We start from the raw sequence: 17,516 nt of genomic DNA, 5'->3' as shown, positions 1-17,516 counted from the left end.
TACATTGAACCATCTTATTTTTACAGTTTTCTTCAAAAAATATTTTCGGATTTGACAAGTTTTTGCAGTCTGTTACGGTTAAAGTATACTCTGTGACTAAGGTCGTGATTTTATGCCAATTATCTCTCTATTCGTTAATGCTTGTGTCGCTTTTACCGGCTTTTATTTGATTTCCAAAGTGTTTCACTCACAACTATTCTTCTCATCAAGAAGTCGTGGCGTCCTAATCGGTATGCTCGCGGGGATGCTCGGCTTGTTCCTTATGTTTAACGGTGTCGAGGTGAACGAGGATGTCCGTGTCGACTTGCGCCACTTGCCGCTCGTATTGCTCGCTTTTTATGGTGCACGTTTGCCATTGTTCATCGCGACCGGCTTTATCGCAAGCACTCGGTTCTTGTTTGGATTCACTGATCAAGCCGTCGTCGCCTTTATCGCGACGTGGTTCGTTAGCCTCGGTATGATATGGATTCATCGCCGTCTGTCTGAACGACTGTTCTTTCAAAGTATGCTATTAAACGTCTGGGCGCTATTTGTTATATCAATCGCCGTATTAATCAATCTCGGCTGGAGCATGTCTTATATCACACTTATCGCCACGATTTGGACGGTTGGACTATTGGTCGGGTTGCTCTCGAGCGTACTGACGATTGACCTTGATCAGGCGAAACGACGAGCGAAAGATTATAAACAATCCGCCGAGCGTGACCCTTTGACCGGTTTATTCAACCGTCGTGTCTGGGATCGTTATACGTCTGAACTAGAGAATGAAAATCGGCCGTCTAACGTACTGGCGTTAGACATCGACCATTTCAAACGCGTCAACGATACATATGGTCATGCAAACGGGGACCTCGTTTTACAACGCTTTGCTGAACTGCTTTTGGCTGAAACGAGATTGCATGATGTGGTCGCACGTGTCGGTGGTGAAGAGTTCGTCATTTTAATGTATGATCTTACTCCTGAAAAGGTGGAAAAAGTCGCTGAACGTATTCGTAAGCGGATTGAGGATGAAGTTTTCGTATTGAAGGACTTTCCTCCGATTCATATCACCGCTTCAATCGGGATTGCCCACGGTAAATCGGAGCCGGTTCAGAAGATGACCGAAGCAGCGGACAACGCATTATATCAAGCGAAACGCTCGGGACGAAACCAAGTGATTCTAACGAATGTCAGTGAACTTTCACTCGTAACCAACTAATGATTCACCTTAAAAAATGGAGCCTTCGAGTGAAGGTTCCATTTTTTTATACGTTGAGTGAACTCCCCGTATATGAGCGCAGGATTATGTTTCCGAAGTCGAATCAACTGTTGATAATATTGAAACAATGACAAGAAGCCGTCAGGAGCGCATCAATTGCTCCCGGTGGCCTCTTTCCTATGAATCTACAGTGCTGTCCCCCGCTTCTTGCTTCTCGTTCATCGTCTGATTTCGAGTGTCTCAAACAGCTTCGGTGGACGAGTCTCAAGGAGCCCTCCGTTCTCGTCGAACAACGTCATATGCCGCGGCGCAATGTAACATGCCACTTTTTCGCCGATCGCGAGCGGCCATTGACCTTCCCATTTGGCAATCCACTCGGCATTCCCTAAATGAAACGTGAGCATGGTTTCCGCACCGAGTACTTCAATCCTTTTCAACTCGGCATAAAAGGTCACATCTGCTCCCGCCGGCAGGATGTGCTCGGGTCGGACTCCAAGTATCGCCTGCTCTATTCCCGTGACCAATAAGGGACGGAACAGACGACCGTCGTTGACAGACCATCCCTTGTCACTTCGTGTCACAGGCGTCAAGTTCATCGGGTGTGTACCGAGGAACGATGCGACGAACGTATTCGCCGGCTTGTTGTACAAGTCGAGCGGTTTACCGATTTGCTGAGCGCGACCGTTATTCATGATCATCATCCGGTCCGCCATCAACATCGCCTCGCTCTGGTCTTGGGTCACGTACAGAAACGTCAGACCAAAATGTTGTTGCCATTGCCTAAGCTTCGCGCGAAGTTCCGTTCGAAGTTTGACATCAAGGTTCGAGAACGGTTCATCGAGCAAGTAGATCTGCGATTCCGTGCTGAGCGCTTGAGCCAAAGCAATCCGTTGTCGTTCCCCCCCTGAGAGTTCGTATGGTTTTCGTTTCATGAGGTCGGACAGTTCAAACAGATTGACCATCTGACGGCATCGGTCTTGTCGCGCTGAACGTGTCAAGCCTCTTCCGCGCAAGGACCACTCCATGTTTTGCTCAACGGTCAAGAAGCGATAGAGCGTGTCCTGCTGAGACAAATACGCCACCTCTCGTTCCTTCGGTTTCAACCGATTCGTCGCGACCCCGTCAATGCGGATCGTCCCGCTCGTCGGCGACTCCATGCCGGCAATCATGCGAAGGAGCAAACTTTTTCCGCAGCCTGACGGGCCGACAATCGCAAAACATTCGCCCGCCTCGACCATCATATCAAGCTCGCTTATGACTTCACGGTCCCCATACTTTTTTCTAACATGTTGTAGCTGGAGCGATTTCATACTGAACTCTGATTGCTGCTCGTCTGAAGTGTCACGTCCAATCGAACGGCAGACGCATCAAACTGTCCATGGTAGACGGTGATAGGTCGGGACACCACGTTGTATGTCACGATCGGAAGAGAGATGGAAGGGATAGCATCCCACGTTTGAGAGTTAGGTTGACTCGAACAAGGATCACCTTGTTTTGTTTCAAGTTCTACTGCGTGCGTATTGCTATTCATCTGAATCATTCCTTTCTAAAAAAGGACCACCAGAAACATGACGTCACGGACGTGTGGGCTTCTGCTGGTCTCTCGAATGTTCTACCGAATGCTATTCACTTTGGGTTGAGGGGTCTCACAAGTCCTATCGTAACGGATGAATGTAAAGCATCCGTGAAGCCCGTGCAAAATTTTATAAAGACGACGTAAAAAAACCGATTCACGGGGAATCGGTCAATGTTTGTCGCGCCTTCGCCAAGATGTCGGCTTTGACGTCGTCGTCACGCCCTTGCCAGTTGCGGACCATCATCTTCATGCGCTGGTTGTTCGAGAACCGCTCCTCGTGCTTGTCGATGAAGTTCCAATAGAGGGCGTTGAACGGACAGGCGTCAGCCTCGGTCGTGTGTTTCGGGTTATATTTGCAGCCTTTACAGTAGTCGCTCATCCGGTCGATGTATTTGCCCGAGGCGATGTACGGCTTCGTCGCAAGACGTCCCCCGTCGGCATGGAGTGCCATCCCGAGCACGTTCGGCAACACGACCCAGTCGTAGGCATCGATATACATCTCGTTGAACCAGTCGCTCGTCTGTTGTGGTGAGATCTCGAACAGCGTCGCATAGTTACCGAGCACCATCAGCCGCTGGATGTGATGGTTGTGCGCCCGCTCGACGACCGGCTTCAGACTCTCGTGCATACAGTTCAGGTCCGTCTCCGCGTCCCAAAACAAGCCAGGTAAGTCGCGCTCGTGGTTGAACGTGTTCACGTCTCGATAGTCGGGCATCAACGCGACATAGACGGCGCGCATGTATTCCCGCCAACCGAGGATTTGGCGGACGAACCCTTCGACTGAAGCAAGGGGCGCGTCGGTCGCGCATGCCGCTTTGACGACCTCATGCGGGGTCAGCAGTCCGACATTGATTGCCGCCGACAACAGACTGTGTGACATCTCCGGGTTTTCGGTCAACATCGCGTCCTGATACGGACCGAACGTCTCGAGCCGCTCGTCGACGAAACGCTTGAGTGCTCGCCTTGCCTCGTCCCGCGTCACCGGCCAAGCGAACGGTTCGATTTGTCCAGGGTGGTCGGAAAACGTCGTCTCGACTTTTCGGATGACGTCTGTCGTGATGGCGTCAGGTCGGAAGTGGATGGCCGGTGGGAACGTGAGCCCGGACTTTGGCGGCTGGCGATTGTCCGCGTCGAACGACCACTTGCCGCCTTTCGCCTTGCCGTCTTCGAGCAACACGTCAAACCGCTTGCGCATATGACGGTAGAACCGGTCCATCCGCCACGGTTCGCTGCCGAGCGTGTCGACGGCCTCTTGCTTCGTTAAATAGAAGAGCGGCACGTCCGTATGTTCGATGAGCTCGTGCTGGTCTCCGAACTGCTTCAGCTTCCGCTCCATCGGCTCATCGGTGACGGCCGTGTAGTGAATCGCATCGGGATTGAAGCGGCTGAAGTGATCGTCCCACGCGTCTTGGAACGAGTCGGCCTCGTGGTAGTCGACGGTGAAGCCGCGCTCGCGTAACTCCTCGGCGAAATGTCGCATCGCCGAGAAGATGAGGACGAGTTTTTGTTTATGATACTTCCGCCACATCGCCCGTGACGTCGCCTCGATCATGACGATGACGTCATCGGCTTGGACGTGGTCGAGCATCTCGAGGTCGTGTGATAACTGATTGCCGAAAATCCAAAATGAGCGCACGGATTCATCCCCTCTCTGATTTTTTGATTGTGCTACACTCAATCTACATAACGTTCGTTTAGAAAGGAATGGTTCAATGTTCTCAAAACGTCTCCAGACATGGATTGACAGTCAATACAGACCTCTAAGATCAGCGCGGACCTGATTCCCGCGATTATCGTACGGTCGCTGTGACGGGGCGAAAACCACTCTAACGTCAGCCTCTACTCCTCCGTGTCACAGCGACCCCACCGAAACCGCTAATGATCGCGATATAGAATCCTAAATCATAAAACCAACCGGTGTTGTTCACTTCATAGACGCGATACGTATCATTGAACAACCCTAAAATCAGTGACACCGGTGCGATCCAGCCGTGCCAGACACCCCAAAAGAAGCCGGCCGGGTCCGTCGTATAGGAGCCGTCACCCGGCACGCAGCCGCCGAGGACGACAACCATCCCGAGCATGATGGCCAATAAACCGATTCGTTTCATATAAATCCCTCCTCGTATTCCTATTCCCCGTTTCCATAAAAAAAGCACTGACCGAAGTCAGCGCCAAAGTTGGACCGTGTTGGCGAACTCGATATCGGTCGCGATCTCACCGTCGAGGGCGTGCAAGTCGAAATCCTCCCCGTCGAGCCACGTCTGAAAATCAAAGATGACCGGGTCGCGGTCGCCGCCGAGGGCGAACCACGTCTCGAGCGTCTCCGGGAAATAGGCGGCCGTATGGATCGTCCCGGCCCAACTTTTATACAGCTCCGAAAACACACCTTTATCCGAGTCGTTCATGAGCCGGAACGCGCTCTCGGCGTCTTGGACGATATGTTGATACATCTTGATCTCCATCATCCGCCGCGTCGAGTCGTCGAGATGGTAACGGTTCTCGTGCTGCAACAGCTCGAAGTGGTTCGTGCAAATGTTCGATTCGCGGACACGGATGTCGCGCGGGGTCGCTTCGATGACACGTGTATTTGACGACTTGTCATGGACGACATACGTGAACGAGCCGCGGTGCGGGATGTCTTTCAACAGATCGACCGCTTCTTCGACCGTCGCGCACGTCTCGAGAATCATCCGTCCGATCATCTGGCAGACGAAGCCGTCGCCGGGGCGGCGGCGGTTGATGAAGTTATAGCCCATGGCGAGTCCGCGCTCGTTCATTCCGTCCATCCGCCCGGTGACGCGCGAGACGGGTCCGATGACGGCGTAGCCCTCGTCCGGTTGGAACACGTTGTAGCGCCCGTCATACGTCATCGGATGATAGTCGTAGTTGCGGACGAGGAAGTTGTCCCCTGTCAAAATCGAGCAGCCGCTGATCGGGTTATTGACCCGGAAATGACCGAAGTGAAGGAGCGTATCGCCGAGCGTCAGTTCGAGCTCGTCCTGCAGGCCGAGTAGTTCTTCCCAAATCCTCGGGGCGAACCGGGCGAACGCTTGTTTCGCCTCGCGCTCGTCGATCTCAAACCGGGGGACGCGCAGCTTCCACTGATCGGTCCGGTTCTCGAGCAGCTTGCTGCGCTTGATATATTCACCTTGAAAGCGGCCAAAGTCATAATGACTGCCGCGGAATTGTGTAAGTTCGCTTGAGACACGTTGCATGAAAAAACCTCCCTTGCGCCCATTATAGCGGACGCGCGGGAGGGATGTCTGACTTGAAGCTGTTCATAGCTTAAACTGGCGGCTCATCTGTTGCATGTCTTCCGCAGTGAGCGACAAGTCTTTGACGAGACGGTTCATCGTCTCGCTCGTCGCCGACATCTGTTCAGTCGAGGCGGCCACTTCCTCGTTACCGGCCGTGCTCTCTTCGGAGATCGACGCAATATCTGAAAGACCGCGCTTGATGTCTTCTTGGTTCGTCTTGACGCGACCGAGCTGTCCTTGCATCGACCCGGTCAACCGTTGCATCTCACGGACACTCGCCTCGATCTCGTTGAACGCCTGCTTCGTCGCTTCGAGCGTCCGTCTGCCGTCTTCGGCGGCGTGCATACTGTCGGTGAACGTCTCGCCGAGCGCAATCGAGTTTCGTTTGACGCTGCCGACGATCTCTGAGATCTCACTGACCGACTGGGCGACGCTGTTCGACAGACCCCGAATCTCGGAGGCGACGACGGCGAACCCTTTCCCGTGTTCCCCGGCACGGGCCGCCTCGATGGCCGCGTTCAAGGCGAGCAAATTCGTCTGTTGCGAGATCTGTCGGATGATCGTGACGAGCGCGGTCACTTCGTCCGCCTGTTGCTCAAAGTCTTTCACTTGGCCTTGCGACTCATTCACTTGCGCATGGATGTTCGTCATCTTCCCGACCGCGTCTTCCATGAGCTGCAGCCCTTCTGCTGTCGCCCGACTGACGACTTCCGCTTGAGTGCTCACGCCGTGCCCGTCCGTCGCCGTCTGTTCGACGAGTCCCGAGAACTCGTTCATGTGTCCGTACAGCTTCATCGTGAGCACGCTCTGATTCTCGACCCCGCCGGCGATTTCTTCCATTGTGAACGCAATCTGTCGCGACGCGTCGTTCACTTCTTCCGAGATGCTCGCGACGTTGCCGCTCTCGTCCCGGACCGTCTGTGCTGACGTCTGTAGGTTTGAGATCAACCCTTTCAACATCTTCGTCATTTGGTCCATCGACGCAGTCAGACGCTTGATCTCATCATTCGCGCGCAGTTGAATCTTGTTTATCTCAACTGACGCCGTCGCCAAGTCGCCACCGGCGATATGCGTCGCTACGCGTTCGAGGTCCCGGAGCGGCCGCAATTTCCATCCGAGGTAGCGCCAAATGATGACCGAGGCGAGACCGAGCAAGATGACGAGTCCGATGAGTACCGGGGGTAGACTTTCACGTAATACGTCAGTCGTGACCGCCGCAACATCGGCCGCGCTTTTGTCGATGCCGATGACACCGATGACTTCATCCCCTTGCTTGATTGGGACGAGCACCGTCATATAGGTCCCAAACTCCGGGTCTTCGACAATCGGCGTCGTGCCGGTTCCGCCTTCAAACGCCGGCTGTGCGTCTTCGAGCGAAGTTGCAGACACCGGTTCCCCAATCTCGGACGCGTCTGTCCCACTCATTCCATCTACAATGATTTGTAGCTCCTCACCCTCCAATGCGAGCGTGTAGACGTACATCGCCCCGATTTGCGTGCGATACGTATCGAGTTGTTCCCGAAACTGCTCGAATTGTTCATTCTTCTCCGGATTTTGTAAAAACGCCGCATACGCGTCCGCATCTATCTCCTTACTGATCCGAGCAGCGTCTTCTAGCAAGACGGCCTGCATCGAACTGAGCACCGTATGTTTCGTACTCACGTATTGAGTGACCCCGAATATGACGATGAGTAGCGTCACAAAGGCGAGCATCGCCGCGAGAATCCGATTCTGTAGTGACTGTGGTTTATTTTGTTTCATAAATCCCCCTCCTAGTTCCTTATTGGTTATATCGGAGGAAACTAAAAAAGAGTAAACAAAAAACGGATGATTTTCGACAAAATCATCCGTTTTTTTATTCATTTGTCGAATTAACGGCTTCGAGCGGCATCGAGACTTCCGCCTCACCTTCTTCTCCGATGTGGAACAATGGGAGTGTCGTCGGCACGAACAATTCTGGGTTCATGTCGGCTTGATAGACGTACGTCCGCACGTCACCTTCCCGCTCGGCGACGAGTTCACCGAATGGGATCGGTACGCGCGTGCCATCGACTTCGTAGCTGATCACCGTCGTCGGGTCGAGCCGACGGTCTTCGAGCACCCGGATCGTGAACAGCATCGTCGAGCTGTTCGTCCGCTCGAGCGACACGGCGATCGACTCAGACTGTCCGGCCCGCTTGTCGATCATCGCATCGCCCGCCGTCTGTTCGAAGACGACGTTCTCTTCTGTCGCTTCTTCTGTCTGCATCTGTTGGCATCCGACGATCGTCGCTAATCCAAGCATCAAGGCAATCACTAATACACGCATCTCGTTTCCCCTCACTTCAGGGCGAAAGTCAGTTCTGCAACACACGCCACTTCTCCGTCGACCGTCGCTACGGCACGTCCTTTACCGATCGGACCACGCACCTTCAAGATCTCGACCTCGAGGCGCAACTGGTCGCCCGGGACGACTTGACGTTTGAAGCGACAGTTGTCGATGCCGGCGAAGAACGCGAGCTTACCTCGGTTCGACTCTTGTTTGAGCATCGCGAAAGCACCGACTTGGGCGAGTGCTTCGATGATCAAAACGCCCGGCATGACGTTATAGTCTGGGAAATGTCCGTTGAAGAATTCTTCGTTCGCCGTCACATTTTTTAAACCGACGGCCCGTTCGCCTTCTTCGACCTCGAGAATCCGGTCGATGAGCAAGAACGGGTACCGATGCGGGATCACTTCTTTAATCTGTTCAATCGTGTACATGGTTCCACCACCCTTATGATGTTAGCCAGAAATCGGTGATATGGCGCCACGTGTCGATGTTGAACACGTCTCTCCACTCGCCTCCGCCAATCACGCTGTACCCGATAATGGCACCGATCGCGAGCATCGCGGCGGCCAAGATCAAGACAACGATGATGCGTAACAAGATCGGGAAACGGCGGTTGTTCGACAAGCGCTTTCGCTCCGTCCGCTCTTTAGGCTCTTTTTCTTCCGAGCCCTTCTGTTCTTCGTTCGTCACGTCCATTCATCCTTTCAGCTGATCTGATTATAACATATTAGTACCAGGTATTAAAATTGTTTCATAAGTTCTTTATAAGTGTAACGTATCTAGAAATGTCGAACAAGCGCCCCGTCCTCTGGCAGTCGAGCATCTGTGCGAAAAAAGATACGGCTTGCCTCAAAGAATATGCTAACGTGAGGGTATTCATTGTAAAAGGAGGATTCATTTCATGTGGAAAGAGTTCAAAGACTTTGCGATCAAAGGTAATGTGATCGACCTCGCTGTCGCCTTCATCCTCGGGGCCGCCTTCACGGCGATCGTTACGTCGCTCGTCAACGATATCTTCATGCCGTTCCTCGGCATCTTGATCGGCGGCATCGATTTCTCGACGCTCGCAGTCACCGTGCTCGGCGTCAGCGTCACATACGGCAACTTTCTGCAAGAGATCGTCAAGTTCTTCCTCATCGCTTTCGCCTTGTTCATGATGGTCAAAGTGATCAATCGCCTGAAGCGCGAGAAAGCGGTCGAAGAGACGCCAGAGCCAGAGTTGTCGCGCGAAGAACAGTTGCTCTCCGAGATTCGCGATCTGCTTAAAAACCGTCCGCTATGAGTCATTCGTCTAAACCGTCACGGTTTAGACGTTTTTTCAATTAGTCGAAACGCCCGGCTAACCGCATTCGTCAAGAGCGTTGCCGCTTCCATCATCGCCGTCTCAAGCGGCATGACCCGGGAAATGAGCGGGAAAATGGCTTCAATCCCGACTTCCGGGAGTGCCGTCATGTCGGTCTGGCCGGTGAAGACGAGTGTCGGGACACCATGTTCGTGCGCAAAACGAGCCAAACCATACGGCGCTTTCCCATGAAGCGATTGTTCATCGAAGCGACCTTCTCCCGTGATCAGCCAATCGGCCCCATGCAGCTGCTCGTCAAACGATGACCAACGCATCACTTCCTCGATGCCATTCACATACGTCGCCCCGAGTTGGTACATCGCAAAACCGATGCCACCAGCAGCTCCCGCCCCAGACCGCATCGTCAAATCGTGCTCGAAGCAACGGGCGTATGCGGCAAGCTGTTCATCATAACGTGCGACGTCCACGTCCGCTAACCCTTTTTGTGGACCGAACACGGCCGCCGCGCCCGCATGTCCGAGGAGCGGGTTCGTCACGTCCGAGGCGATTCGCCACGTGACGTGCTTCGTCTCCGGCATCAGACCGGACCAGTCGACGCGCTTCACGCGCTCGAGTCCGTGCGGGAACGGTCCGAGCACTCGTCCGGACTCATCGAGGAAACGGACGCCTAGCGCTTCGAGCACGCCCTTGCCACCATCGACGGTCGCACTGCCGCCGAGACCGATCGTGATGCGTCTCGCTCCGCGTTCGATCGCTTGTCTGAGTTGCATCCCCGTACCGTAAGAACTGTACCGCCACGGATCAAGCTGGTCAACGAGCGTCAGTCCGGACGCTTCCGCCACTTCGACGACCGCTTCTCGTGTTGCTTCATGCCATCCGTAGCGCGCCTGACGGACTTGTCCGTCGAGCGCGGTCACTTCCTGTTCGACCGCATTCGCTTCCGGATGTGTCGCCAGCCAGGCGTCGAGAAACCCTTCGCCCCCGTCCGACACAGGAATCTCTACGACGTCATGTCCCGCAAGCGCCCGTCGTACCGCCCGATTTGCTTCCTGACTCGTCAGCGAGCCTTTGAATGAATCCATCGCCACAACAATTCTCATACCGTTCCCTCCTTCACCTCATTATAAAATAAAAACCGCTCCTCCGAAGAGAAGCGGTCAATGTTATGGGCGAAGTGACGTCACGAGCCCCATCATCTGGTCGCTCATCGACAGCGCCCGGGAGTTCATCTGGTAGGCACGCTGGGTAATCGTCATATCGGTCATCTCTTTCATCAAGTCGACGTTCGATGATTCGAGCGTCCCTTCTAATAAGAGATTCCCGACTGGACGGTCGACTTCGATATCGAGGTCAGCCGAATAGATGTTGTTCCCAAGCGGACGAAGTTCCGACGTGTTGCGCACCTCGACGATGTCGAGGCGTCCGAACTCTTCTTCGACACCGTTCACGCTGGCGACGACGACACCGTCTTGGCGGACGCGATGATTCGTCGCTTCGTTCGGCGTGACGATACGGTTGCCATCTGCACCGAGAAGTGCGTTGCCGTTCACGTCAGAAAGTGTCGTCCCGTCATTGCCGACCGAGAGCTGCATGTTGCCGCTCCGGGTCACACCGATCCCGTCTTCCGTCTCGACGACGAAAAACTGGCGGCTCGCCTGCAAGAAGACGTCAAGACCTCGGTCCGTCTTCTTGATTTGGCCGATGTTGAACTGTTGGGAGATGTCCCCGACGTGACCGCCGACACCGATGCGGATCCCGTTCGGTGTATCGCGGCCGACTTCAAGTTCGGCCCGAGGTTGATTGTCATACGCTTGCGAAAGGAGCGAGGCGAAGTGACCTTGCTGGCGTTTAAAGCCGACCGTGTCGACGTTCGCGATGTTGTGGCCGGTCACATCGAGCTGGCGTTGAAGCTGGGCTAGTGACGAGACCGAGTTATAAATGGACTGCATGGGTTTCCTCCTTATCGAATCCGAGCGATTTCGATGGCCCGCTCGGCACTCTTGTCATACGCCTGGACGACTTTTTGGTTTGCCTCGAACTGACGGTACGTCACCATGAGGTCAGCCATCGTCCGGTCGAGGTCAACGTTTGCTTCTTCGATATAGCCTTGTTGGAACTGGACGTTCACAGCGGGATTTGCTCCCCCGTTGACGCGATAGTCGTTCCCGACTTGTTCGAGCGTGGCCAAATCATCGATTTGAACCGCCCCGAGCGTCGCTACGTCCTGACCGAGCGACGTGATTTGACCGTCGCCTGACAATTCGAAGTCACTAGACGGCAACTGGATGCGTTCACCCGTATCCGACAAGATGTACCCACCATCCGCCGAGCGGAGGAACCGCTCATCGTCGACCGAGAAGCGGCCGTTCGTCGTATAGAGCGCCTCCCCGTTCTGTTCGACCGCGAACATGGCGGCGCCTGTAAAGTCAGCCGGAACTTTCAAATATACGTCGGTCGGGCTATCCGTCGCCGTGACGCTGCCAGCAGAGAAGCGTGGCATCGTTTCCTGTAAATACACGCCGGTCGAGAGCGTGCCGACCTCGCCTTGGACACGCGAACGGTCGTTACCAGGATGGCTCACCTCGGCGAGCAATAGTTCAGGGAACGACCGGACGACACCATTTGATGCCTTGAAGCCCGGAGTCCGAACGTTTCCAAGGTTGTTGCTCAATATCTCTTGTTGCCGCTGAAGCGCGTTCATCGCACCCGCCGCCGTATAAAGTCCACGTAACATATTCGTCTTCCCTTCATCCTTAAAGTTTCTACTCTTTATATCGTACCAAAGGAAGGAATCATTCACCCTTTTTCGAAAAAATGCATAAAAAACTCCTTAGTCGTCAATACGAGACAAAGCCCACTTCAGTTTGACTGAAGTGGGCTTTGTCTATGCAATCATTCAACAATCGGCAGTTCGACGATGATCGTCGTCCCATGTTCTGATTTAGAGCGGACTGAAATCGTCCCGCCGTGTGATTCGATGATCTCTTTACAGATGGCGAGCCCAAGGCCGGTGCCTCCAATATTACGGCTCTGTTCATTCTGTACACGGTAAAACTTTTCAAATAACCGTTTGGCATCTTCTGCTGTCACCCCGATACCCTCGTCTTCGATGGCGACGCGGAAGACGTCCTCTTCACGCGATACGTTGACGGCGATATTCCCGCCGTCAGGTGAATATTTGATGGCGTTGTTCAAGATGTTCGAGAACACTTGGCGCAGTTGGGCCAGGTCCCCTGAGACGCGAATCTCCTCGTCACACTCGAAATGGAACGCATGCAGCTCGGTCGACCCCGCATGAACCTCAAGGACGTCCGAGAGGAGCTCGAACAGACTCTCGACTTTAAAGTCTTGCTCGACTTTTCCCGCTTCCATCTTTTGAACGTCGAGCAGATCACTGACGAGCCGTTCAAGCCGTCTCGTCTCGCTGTTGATCATCCCTAGGTAACGCTTTCGTTTCAGTTCATCGACGTGACGGTGCTCGAGGAGCTCCGTGAAGCCGAGGATGGATGTCAAAGGCGTCCGCAGTTCGTGAGATACGGTTGCGACCAATTCAGTTTTCAACCGATCGACCTCAATCTCTTTCGTGACGTCGCGCAACACAAAGATAACACCAACACGTTCGTCCTGCAGTTCGATCGGTTCGGCATACATCCGTATGATACGTCTTCCCCCTTGCATCGAGTACGTAAACGTCTCATCAAATATTCCTTCATGCTTCGCTCGATTTGTGAACCGGTTGAGACCTTCCTGATCGTCGATTTGATCCATGAACAGTCGGTAAAACGCTTCAATCGGATAGAGACTTTGGCGATCATTAAATGGGATTGGTTGTTCGTACAGATCAAACAACGCCGCATTGGCATACCTTTGCCCTGTGTCCGTCTTAACAAATACGATCGCGTCTCGCATCGTATGAACAATTCGTGCCGTCTTCTCTCGTTCCCGCTCCAATTCATCATGCTGCTTGATGAGCGAACTCGACATCGCGTTGAACGATCTCGAAAGCTGCCCCACCTCATTTTGAAGCGGATCGACCGGGACGAGCAATGCGTGCGGGTCGACTGCCAACCGTTCGCTGTTCGTGATGAGTGCCTGGAGCTGGTTCGTCAACCGGACGATATACGGTTGCAGACTGATAAAGAGCGTAAACAGGGCGCCGAGCAAGATGATGAGACAACTCCATTGGGCTTTGGCGAGCTGTTCAGATAGAGATGCACGCAGTCCGATCTCTCGGAAGTCAAGTTCGGACCGATAATCGGTGAATATCGATTCCATGTCGACGATGCTCGCGCTCATATCGGCCGCGCTAGTTGACTTGAAGTTGAATCGTGTCTGGTTCGAGCTCGCGATTTGCGTCAGAAGCTGTCCGACGGTCGCCATCTGCAGGAACGGCTCATCGACTTCTCCGTTCGCCTTGGCAATCACGTAACGCTCGAGCCCGGGCATGACCCGGGACGTATAGACTGTAAAGAGGAGACGGGCTTCAGTCGCGAACGTCACTTCTTCTGCGCTCGCGGCGCTTTGTTCGAACCACGTCGTCTGTTCGTCGATCCGGCCTTGTGCCGTTCGTACTTCATCTAGCAGTGACGCCTCACCGAGCAGGACATGCCCGCGCATCTCATACTGCATCGATTGCCACGTCTCGAACAAGTCGGTCGCGCGCGCGCGTTGTTCACTGATTCGCTCGAGTTCAACCATCGTCTCATCGATCGCCTGTTGCGTATAAAAATAAGTCCCGAGCGAGGGAACGGAAATTAAAACGATGAGAGCGTAGAACACCGTTAGGACTTGCCGGCTAATCCGTTGTTCGATCCAGTGTTTCATACATGGCCTTCTTTCCGTATCAGTTATATTTCATTTAATTATGTTCGCTATTCAAACAAAGCAGATACGTGTACTATAATTAAGTGTTAGTCATTATTTTTCTAAAAAATGTAGCTTTTTTCCTGACTTAGTAACAGTATAGAGATGACTTCTCACAAGAAACTCACAAATAGCGAAGGGAATATGCTAATGACCCCTAAATACATCGGGCTGACGCTGTTGATTCTCCTCCTGGCATTGACAGGTGGGCTCACGTTCACACGCGGGCAGTCGATTGACAGTACAGCTACCGTCACCCAAGGAACTGCCGACTTGAGCGCTTCCGAAGTGACCGACACGATCGTACGTCTTGACGGGACTTGGCGTTTTCAATCGAGCCTGCTCGACCAAGTCGACCGTCAGACGTATCGCAACGTCCCGCACATAACCCCACATCAAGTGGCAACGTACGAAGCGGACGTCTCTCTCCCGCCTGGCCAGTACGCGTTACGCGTCCCGAGAAACCACCCGCACATCCGTCTCGCAATCGATGGTGAAGCGGTATCTCCCGTCTATTCGTCGACACCCGATTCACGGCATGCCTATCTCGTCTTACTCGATACGCACACGCCCGATTTTCGCTTGACGATGCAAGTGACCAGGTCGGATGAACGCACAACCGGTATCCAAGACAGTCTGCTCATCGGTCCGACGAGCAGTATCATAACCCTCCAAAATAAATTTTTCAGCTACGATTTTATCATTATTTTGATTTCGTTTTTAATTTTTTCATTCTATGCGATCGTCTTTATGTTCCACCGGAAAGAATCGCTCTATCTATACGGTGCCGCCTTCTTCTTCTTGATCGGCTTGTCGTTGTTGACACGTGATCAAATGATCATATTCGAATTCATCCCGGCCATGACCTACGTCGTTGCCCATAAGTTCAGCTTGATCACAGGACTCCTTAGCTTGACCATGCTGATCGGATTCGCACTCCGGCTCGAGCAAGTCCCGTTCAGCCGTTTCCTCTCCATCGCATCTTACCCACTTTACGCGTTCAGCTTGATCGCACTCATCATTCCGTACAGTGTACACGCGACGTTTGATTATGTTGCCTGGGTTTATGTACTCGTAATCGCCTTGTTTTGGACAGGACTCAATATCCATTGGCTGTTCGAACGAAAAGACGATGGGTATCCGTTTGAATTTCTAATTTTTACGCTCGCGTTGGTCATCGGCTATATCGGCCAACTCATCAACGTGTTCATCACGCATCCGAACCAAGTGTTGTATTCGAACGTCCTGTCGCTCATCTACTTTTTACTCATGTTCATGTTGCTACCGGTTCATTTATCGACCGACAAAAAACAGAAGCGGGAAGTGCAGACGTTCGCCACACAAAGCGAGATCTCATTCTTCAACTCTCAAATCAAACCGCACTTTTTGTATAACACGTTCGGGAACGTGATCGCACTCTGCTACACGGCACCGAATGAAGCCGCACGCCTCCTTGGTCACTTGAGCACGTACGTCCGCTTCATTTTCGAGAACGGACGCACAGAGACAGATATTTCACTCCGGCAAGAACTCGCGGTAATCGATTCTTATTTGATGATCGAGCAGACGCGGTTCGACGGCGCCTTCACCATCATCAAAGATATTGACGAGACCGTTCTCGACGCCCTCATTCCCCCACTCTTGATCCAACCGCTCGTTGAGAACGCGGTTCAGCATGGGTTGATGAAACAAGACGGCGTCAAACGTCTCATGCTATCCGTCCAAGACGCCGGCGATATGATCGATATCCGTATCGCGGATAACGGAGTCGGCTTTAACCCGAAGACGGTGCTTCACGAAGTGAGCGGTATCGGTATCCCGAACGTCAAGAGCCGAATCGGTTATCTTCCTGACGCCACGTTTAAATTGAATTCTGAACACGGGGTCGGCACGAACGTGCACATTCGGCTTCCGAAACGAGAGAGGATGACAGTAACACATGAGGACGATCCTGATTGAAGACGAGCCCCATATTTTGAGGATGATGGAACGATTCATCCAAGCAGAACCGAATTTGAAATGGCTAGGCTCGTTCCACGACCCCGTCCAAGCACTCGAATTTTTAACGACGCAAGAAGTCGATCTCGTCTTTCTCGACGTCGAAATGCCAAAGATGAACGGAATCGACCTCGCCAAGCGCCTGCCTGAGACGACACAAGTCGTTTTCACGACGGCACATAGCCAATACGCGGTCGAGGCGTTCGGGTTACAGGCGACCCACTATCTCCTCAAACCGATCACCGAAGAAATGATTCACGACCTCGTCCCGCGCGTCTCGAAACGGTATACAGAGACGCTTCAGCCCAAGCATCATCGGACGTGTACGATCCAATGTTTCAACAATTTCTCCGTCAAGACGCACGAAGGCGACCTCGTCAAATGGCCGACCCAAAAGACCGAAGAACTGTTCGCCTACTTGATTTACCATCGCGACAAGGTCGTCAATAAATGGCTCATCGCCGAGATGCTCTATCCCGATATCGATGATCCGCAACGGGCACTCCATAACGTCTATAACCTCATCTATCGCTTAAAGAAGACACTCGCTGATTTCGACTTGAACATCACGGTCCAAACGATCAACAATGGCTACTCGCTTCATTTAGACGACGTTTGTTCATGTGACTACCACGACTGGTTGAACACTGGTCAGACGGAAGCAAACACTCGCCTGTTCGTCGACAAAGATTACAAGTGGCACTAAAAAAACTTCTTCCCGGTTGGGGAGGGCACTGAAAAACTTCAAATGATTTTAAGCAGATGAGCGTCGTCCCGGATGGGATGACGCTCATCTGCTTTCATTGCCCTTCGAGCCGCCCTGTCCGGCACGCCGCTTTCCTGGGGGCGGTCAGCGAGCCGCATCGCGACGATGTCGCTGCTGGGTCTCGCCTTGCCCGCTGTTCCCCCGGGAGTCGGCGTGCCCTCGGGGCGACGCTGTACGTCCTTGCCGTTTCGGACTAAACTGGCTATAACTACACATCCTGGAGGCGATCCCGATGATGCCA

Annotated in this window: 16 protein-coding genes; 4 read left to right on the top strand and 12 right to left on the bottom strand. The window is 53.2% G+C overall.

Features of this window, described 5'->3' with window-relative positions; translation table 11 throughout:
- Positions 1-112: 112 nt before the first annotated feature.
- Positions 113-1,198 carry a GGDEF domain-containing protein gene (locus tag EVJ30_RS09970; protein WP_131468950.1) on the top strand — a complete coding sequence of 362 codons (1,086 nt, stop codon included), beginning with the start codon at positions 113-115 and terminating at the stop codon, positions 1,196-1,198.
- 218 nt (positions 1,199-1,416) lie between these two features.
- On the opposite strand, the gene EVJ30_RS09965 is transcribed toward EVJ30_RS09970, so the two are convergent.
- The 8 genes from EVJ30_RS09965 to EVJ30_RS09930 all read right to left on the bottom strand — a co-directional run bounded on the left by EVJ30_RS09965 (position 1,417) and on the right by EVJ30_RS09930 (position 9,041).
- Entirely contained in the window at positions 1,417-2,508 is a 1,092-nt protein-coding gene (locus tag EVJ30_RS09965; protein WP_131468948.1) for an ABC transporter ATP-binding protein, read from the bottom strand.
- Between the two features lie 420 nt (positions 2,509-2,928).
- Positions 2,929-4,410 carry a cryptochrome/photolyase family protein gene (locus tag EVJ30_RS09960; RefSeq protein WP_131468946.1) on the bottom strand — a complete coding sequence of 494 codons (1,482 nt, stop codon included), beginning with the start codon at positions 4,408-4,410 and terminating at the stop codon, positions 2,929-2,931.
- 196 nt (positions 4,411-4,606) lie between these two features.
- Complete coding sequence (locus tag EVJ30_RS09955) at positions 4,607-4,885, bottom strand: hypothetical protein (protein ID WP_131468944.1); 279 nt, start codon at positions 4,883-4,885, stop codon at positions 4,607-4,609.
- A 57-nt stretch (positions 4,886-4,942) separates the two neighbouring features.
- Positions 4,943-5,992 (bottom strand): C45 family autoproteolytic acyltransferase/hydrolase, encoded by a 1,050-nt coding sequence (locus EVJ30_RS09950; RefSeq protein WP_131459012.1) that lies wholly within the window; start codon positions 5,990-5,992, stop codon positions 4,943-4,945.
- Between the two features lie 63 nt (positions 5,993-6,055).
- Positions 6,056-7,795, bottom strand: coding sequence for a methyl-accepting chemotaxis protein (locus tag EVJ30_RS09945; protein WP_201739074.1), 1,740 nt, complete (start codon positions 7,793-7,795; stop codon positions 6,056-6,058).
- Positions 7,796-7,889: 94 nt separating this feature from the next.
- A complete protein-coding gene (locus tag EVJ30_RS09940; protein ID WP_131468940.1) occupies positions 7,890-8,342 on the bottom strand; it encodes a hypothetical protein in 453 nt (150 codons plus the stop codon).
- A gap of 11 nt (positions 8,343-8,353) precedes the next feature.
- Entirely contained in the window at positions 8,354-8,776 is a 423-nt protein-coding gene (gene fabZ, locus EVJ30_RS09935) for a 3-hydroxyacyl-ACP dehydratase FabZ (protein WP_131459009.1), read from the bottom strand.
- Positions 8,777-8,789: 13 nt separating this feature from the next.
- On the bottom strand, positions 8,790-9,041 hold the full coding sequence (locus EVJ30_RS09930) for a DNA-directed RNA polymerase subunit beta (protein ID WP_070328163.1): 252 nt from the start codon (positions 9,039-9,041) through the stop codon (positions 8,790-8,792).
- Between the two features lie 205 nt (positions 9,042-9,246).
- On the opposite strand from EVJ30_RS09930, the gene mscL reads away from it, so the two are divergent.
- A complete protein-coding gene (gene mscL, locus EVJ30_RS09925) occupies positions 9,247-9,627 on the top strand; it encodes a large-conductance mechanosensitive channel protein MscL (RefSeq protein WP_131468938.1) in 381 nt (126 codons plus the stop codon).
- Positions 9,628-9,644: 17 nt separating this feature from the next.
- Here mscL and EVJ30_RS09920 read toward each other — a convergent pair whose 3' ends face one another.
- The 4 genes from EVJ30_RS09920 to EVJ30_RS09905 form a co-directional block, all read right to left on the bottom strand.
- Complete coding sequence (locus EVJ30_RS09920; RefSeq protein WP_236636079.1) at positions 9,645-10,748, bottom strand: glycerate kinase family protein; 1,104 nt, start codon at positions 10,746-10,748, stop codon at positions 9,645-9,647.
- A 63-nt stretch (positions 10,749-10,811) separates the two neighbouring features.
- Positions 10,812-11,597, bottom strand: a complete 786-nt coding sequence (locus tag EVJ30_RS09915; protein ID WP_131459008.1) for a flagellar hook-basal body protein — start codon at positions 11,595-11,597, stop codon at positions 10,812-10,814.
- A gap of 11 nt (positions 11,598-11,608) precedes the next feature.
- On the bottom strand, positions 11,609-12,382 hold the full coding sequence (locus tag EVJ30_RS09910; protein ID WP_236634160.1) for a flagellar hook-basal body protein: 774 nt from the start codon (positions 12,380-12,382) through the stop codon (positions 11,609-11,611).
- A gap of 158 nt (positions 12,383-12,540) precedes the next feature.
- A complete protein-coding gene (locus tag EVJ30_RS09905) occupies positions 12,541-14,472 on the bottom strand; it encodes a sensor histidine kinase (RefSeq protein WP_131468936.1) in 1,932 nt (643 codons plus the stop codon).
- Positions 14,473-14,661: 189 nt separating this feature from the next.
- On the opposite strand from EVJ30_RS09905, the gene EVJ30_RS09900 reads away from it, so the two are divergent.
- Both EVJ30_RS09900 and EVJ30_RS09895 read left to right on the top strand, forming a co-directional pair.
- Positions 14,662-16,470: a sensor histidine kinase gene (locus EVJ30_RS09900; RefSeq protein ID WP_131468934.1), complete on the top strand. Its 1,809-nt coding sequence runs from the start codon at positions 14,662-14,664 to the stop codon at positions 16,468-16,470.
- On the top strand, positions 16,451-17,215 hold the full coding sequence (locus tag EVJ30_RS09895; RefSeq protein ID WP_131468932.1) for a response regulator: 765 nt from the start codon (positions 16,451-16,453) through the stop codon (positions 17,213-17,215). Before EVJ30_RS09900 ends, EVJ30_RS09895 begins: the two co-directional genes overlap by 20 nt.
- The last annotated feature ends 301 nt before the right edge of the window (positions 17,216-17,516 follow it).

Source organism: Exiguobacterium sp. SH5S13, assembly GCF_004337085.1.
Lineage (GTDB): Bacteria > Bacillota > Bacilli > Exiguobacteriales > Exiguobacteriaceae > Exiguobacterium > Exiguobacterium aurantiacum_A.
The sequence above is the reverse complement of the archived record's forward strand: the minus strand, read 5'-3'. Positions and strand labels throughout refer to the sequence as shown.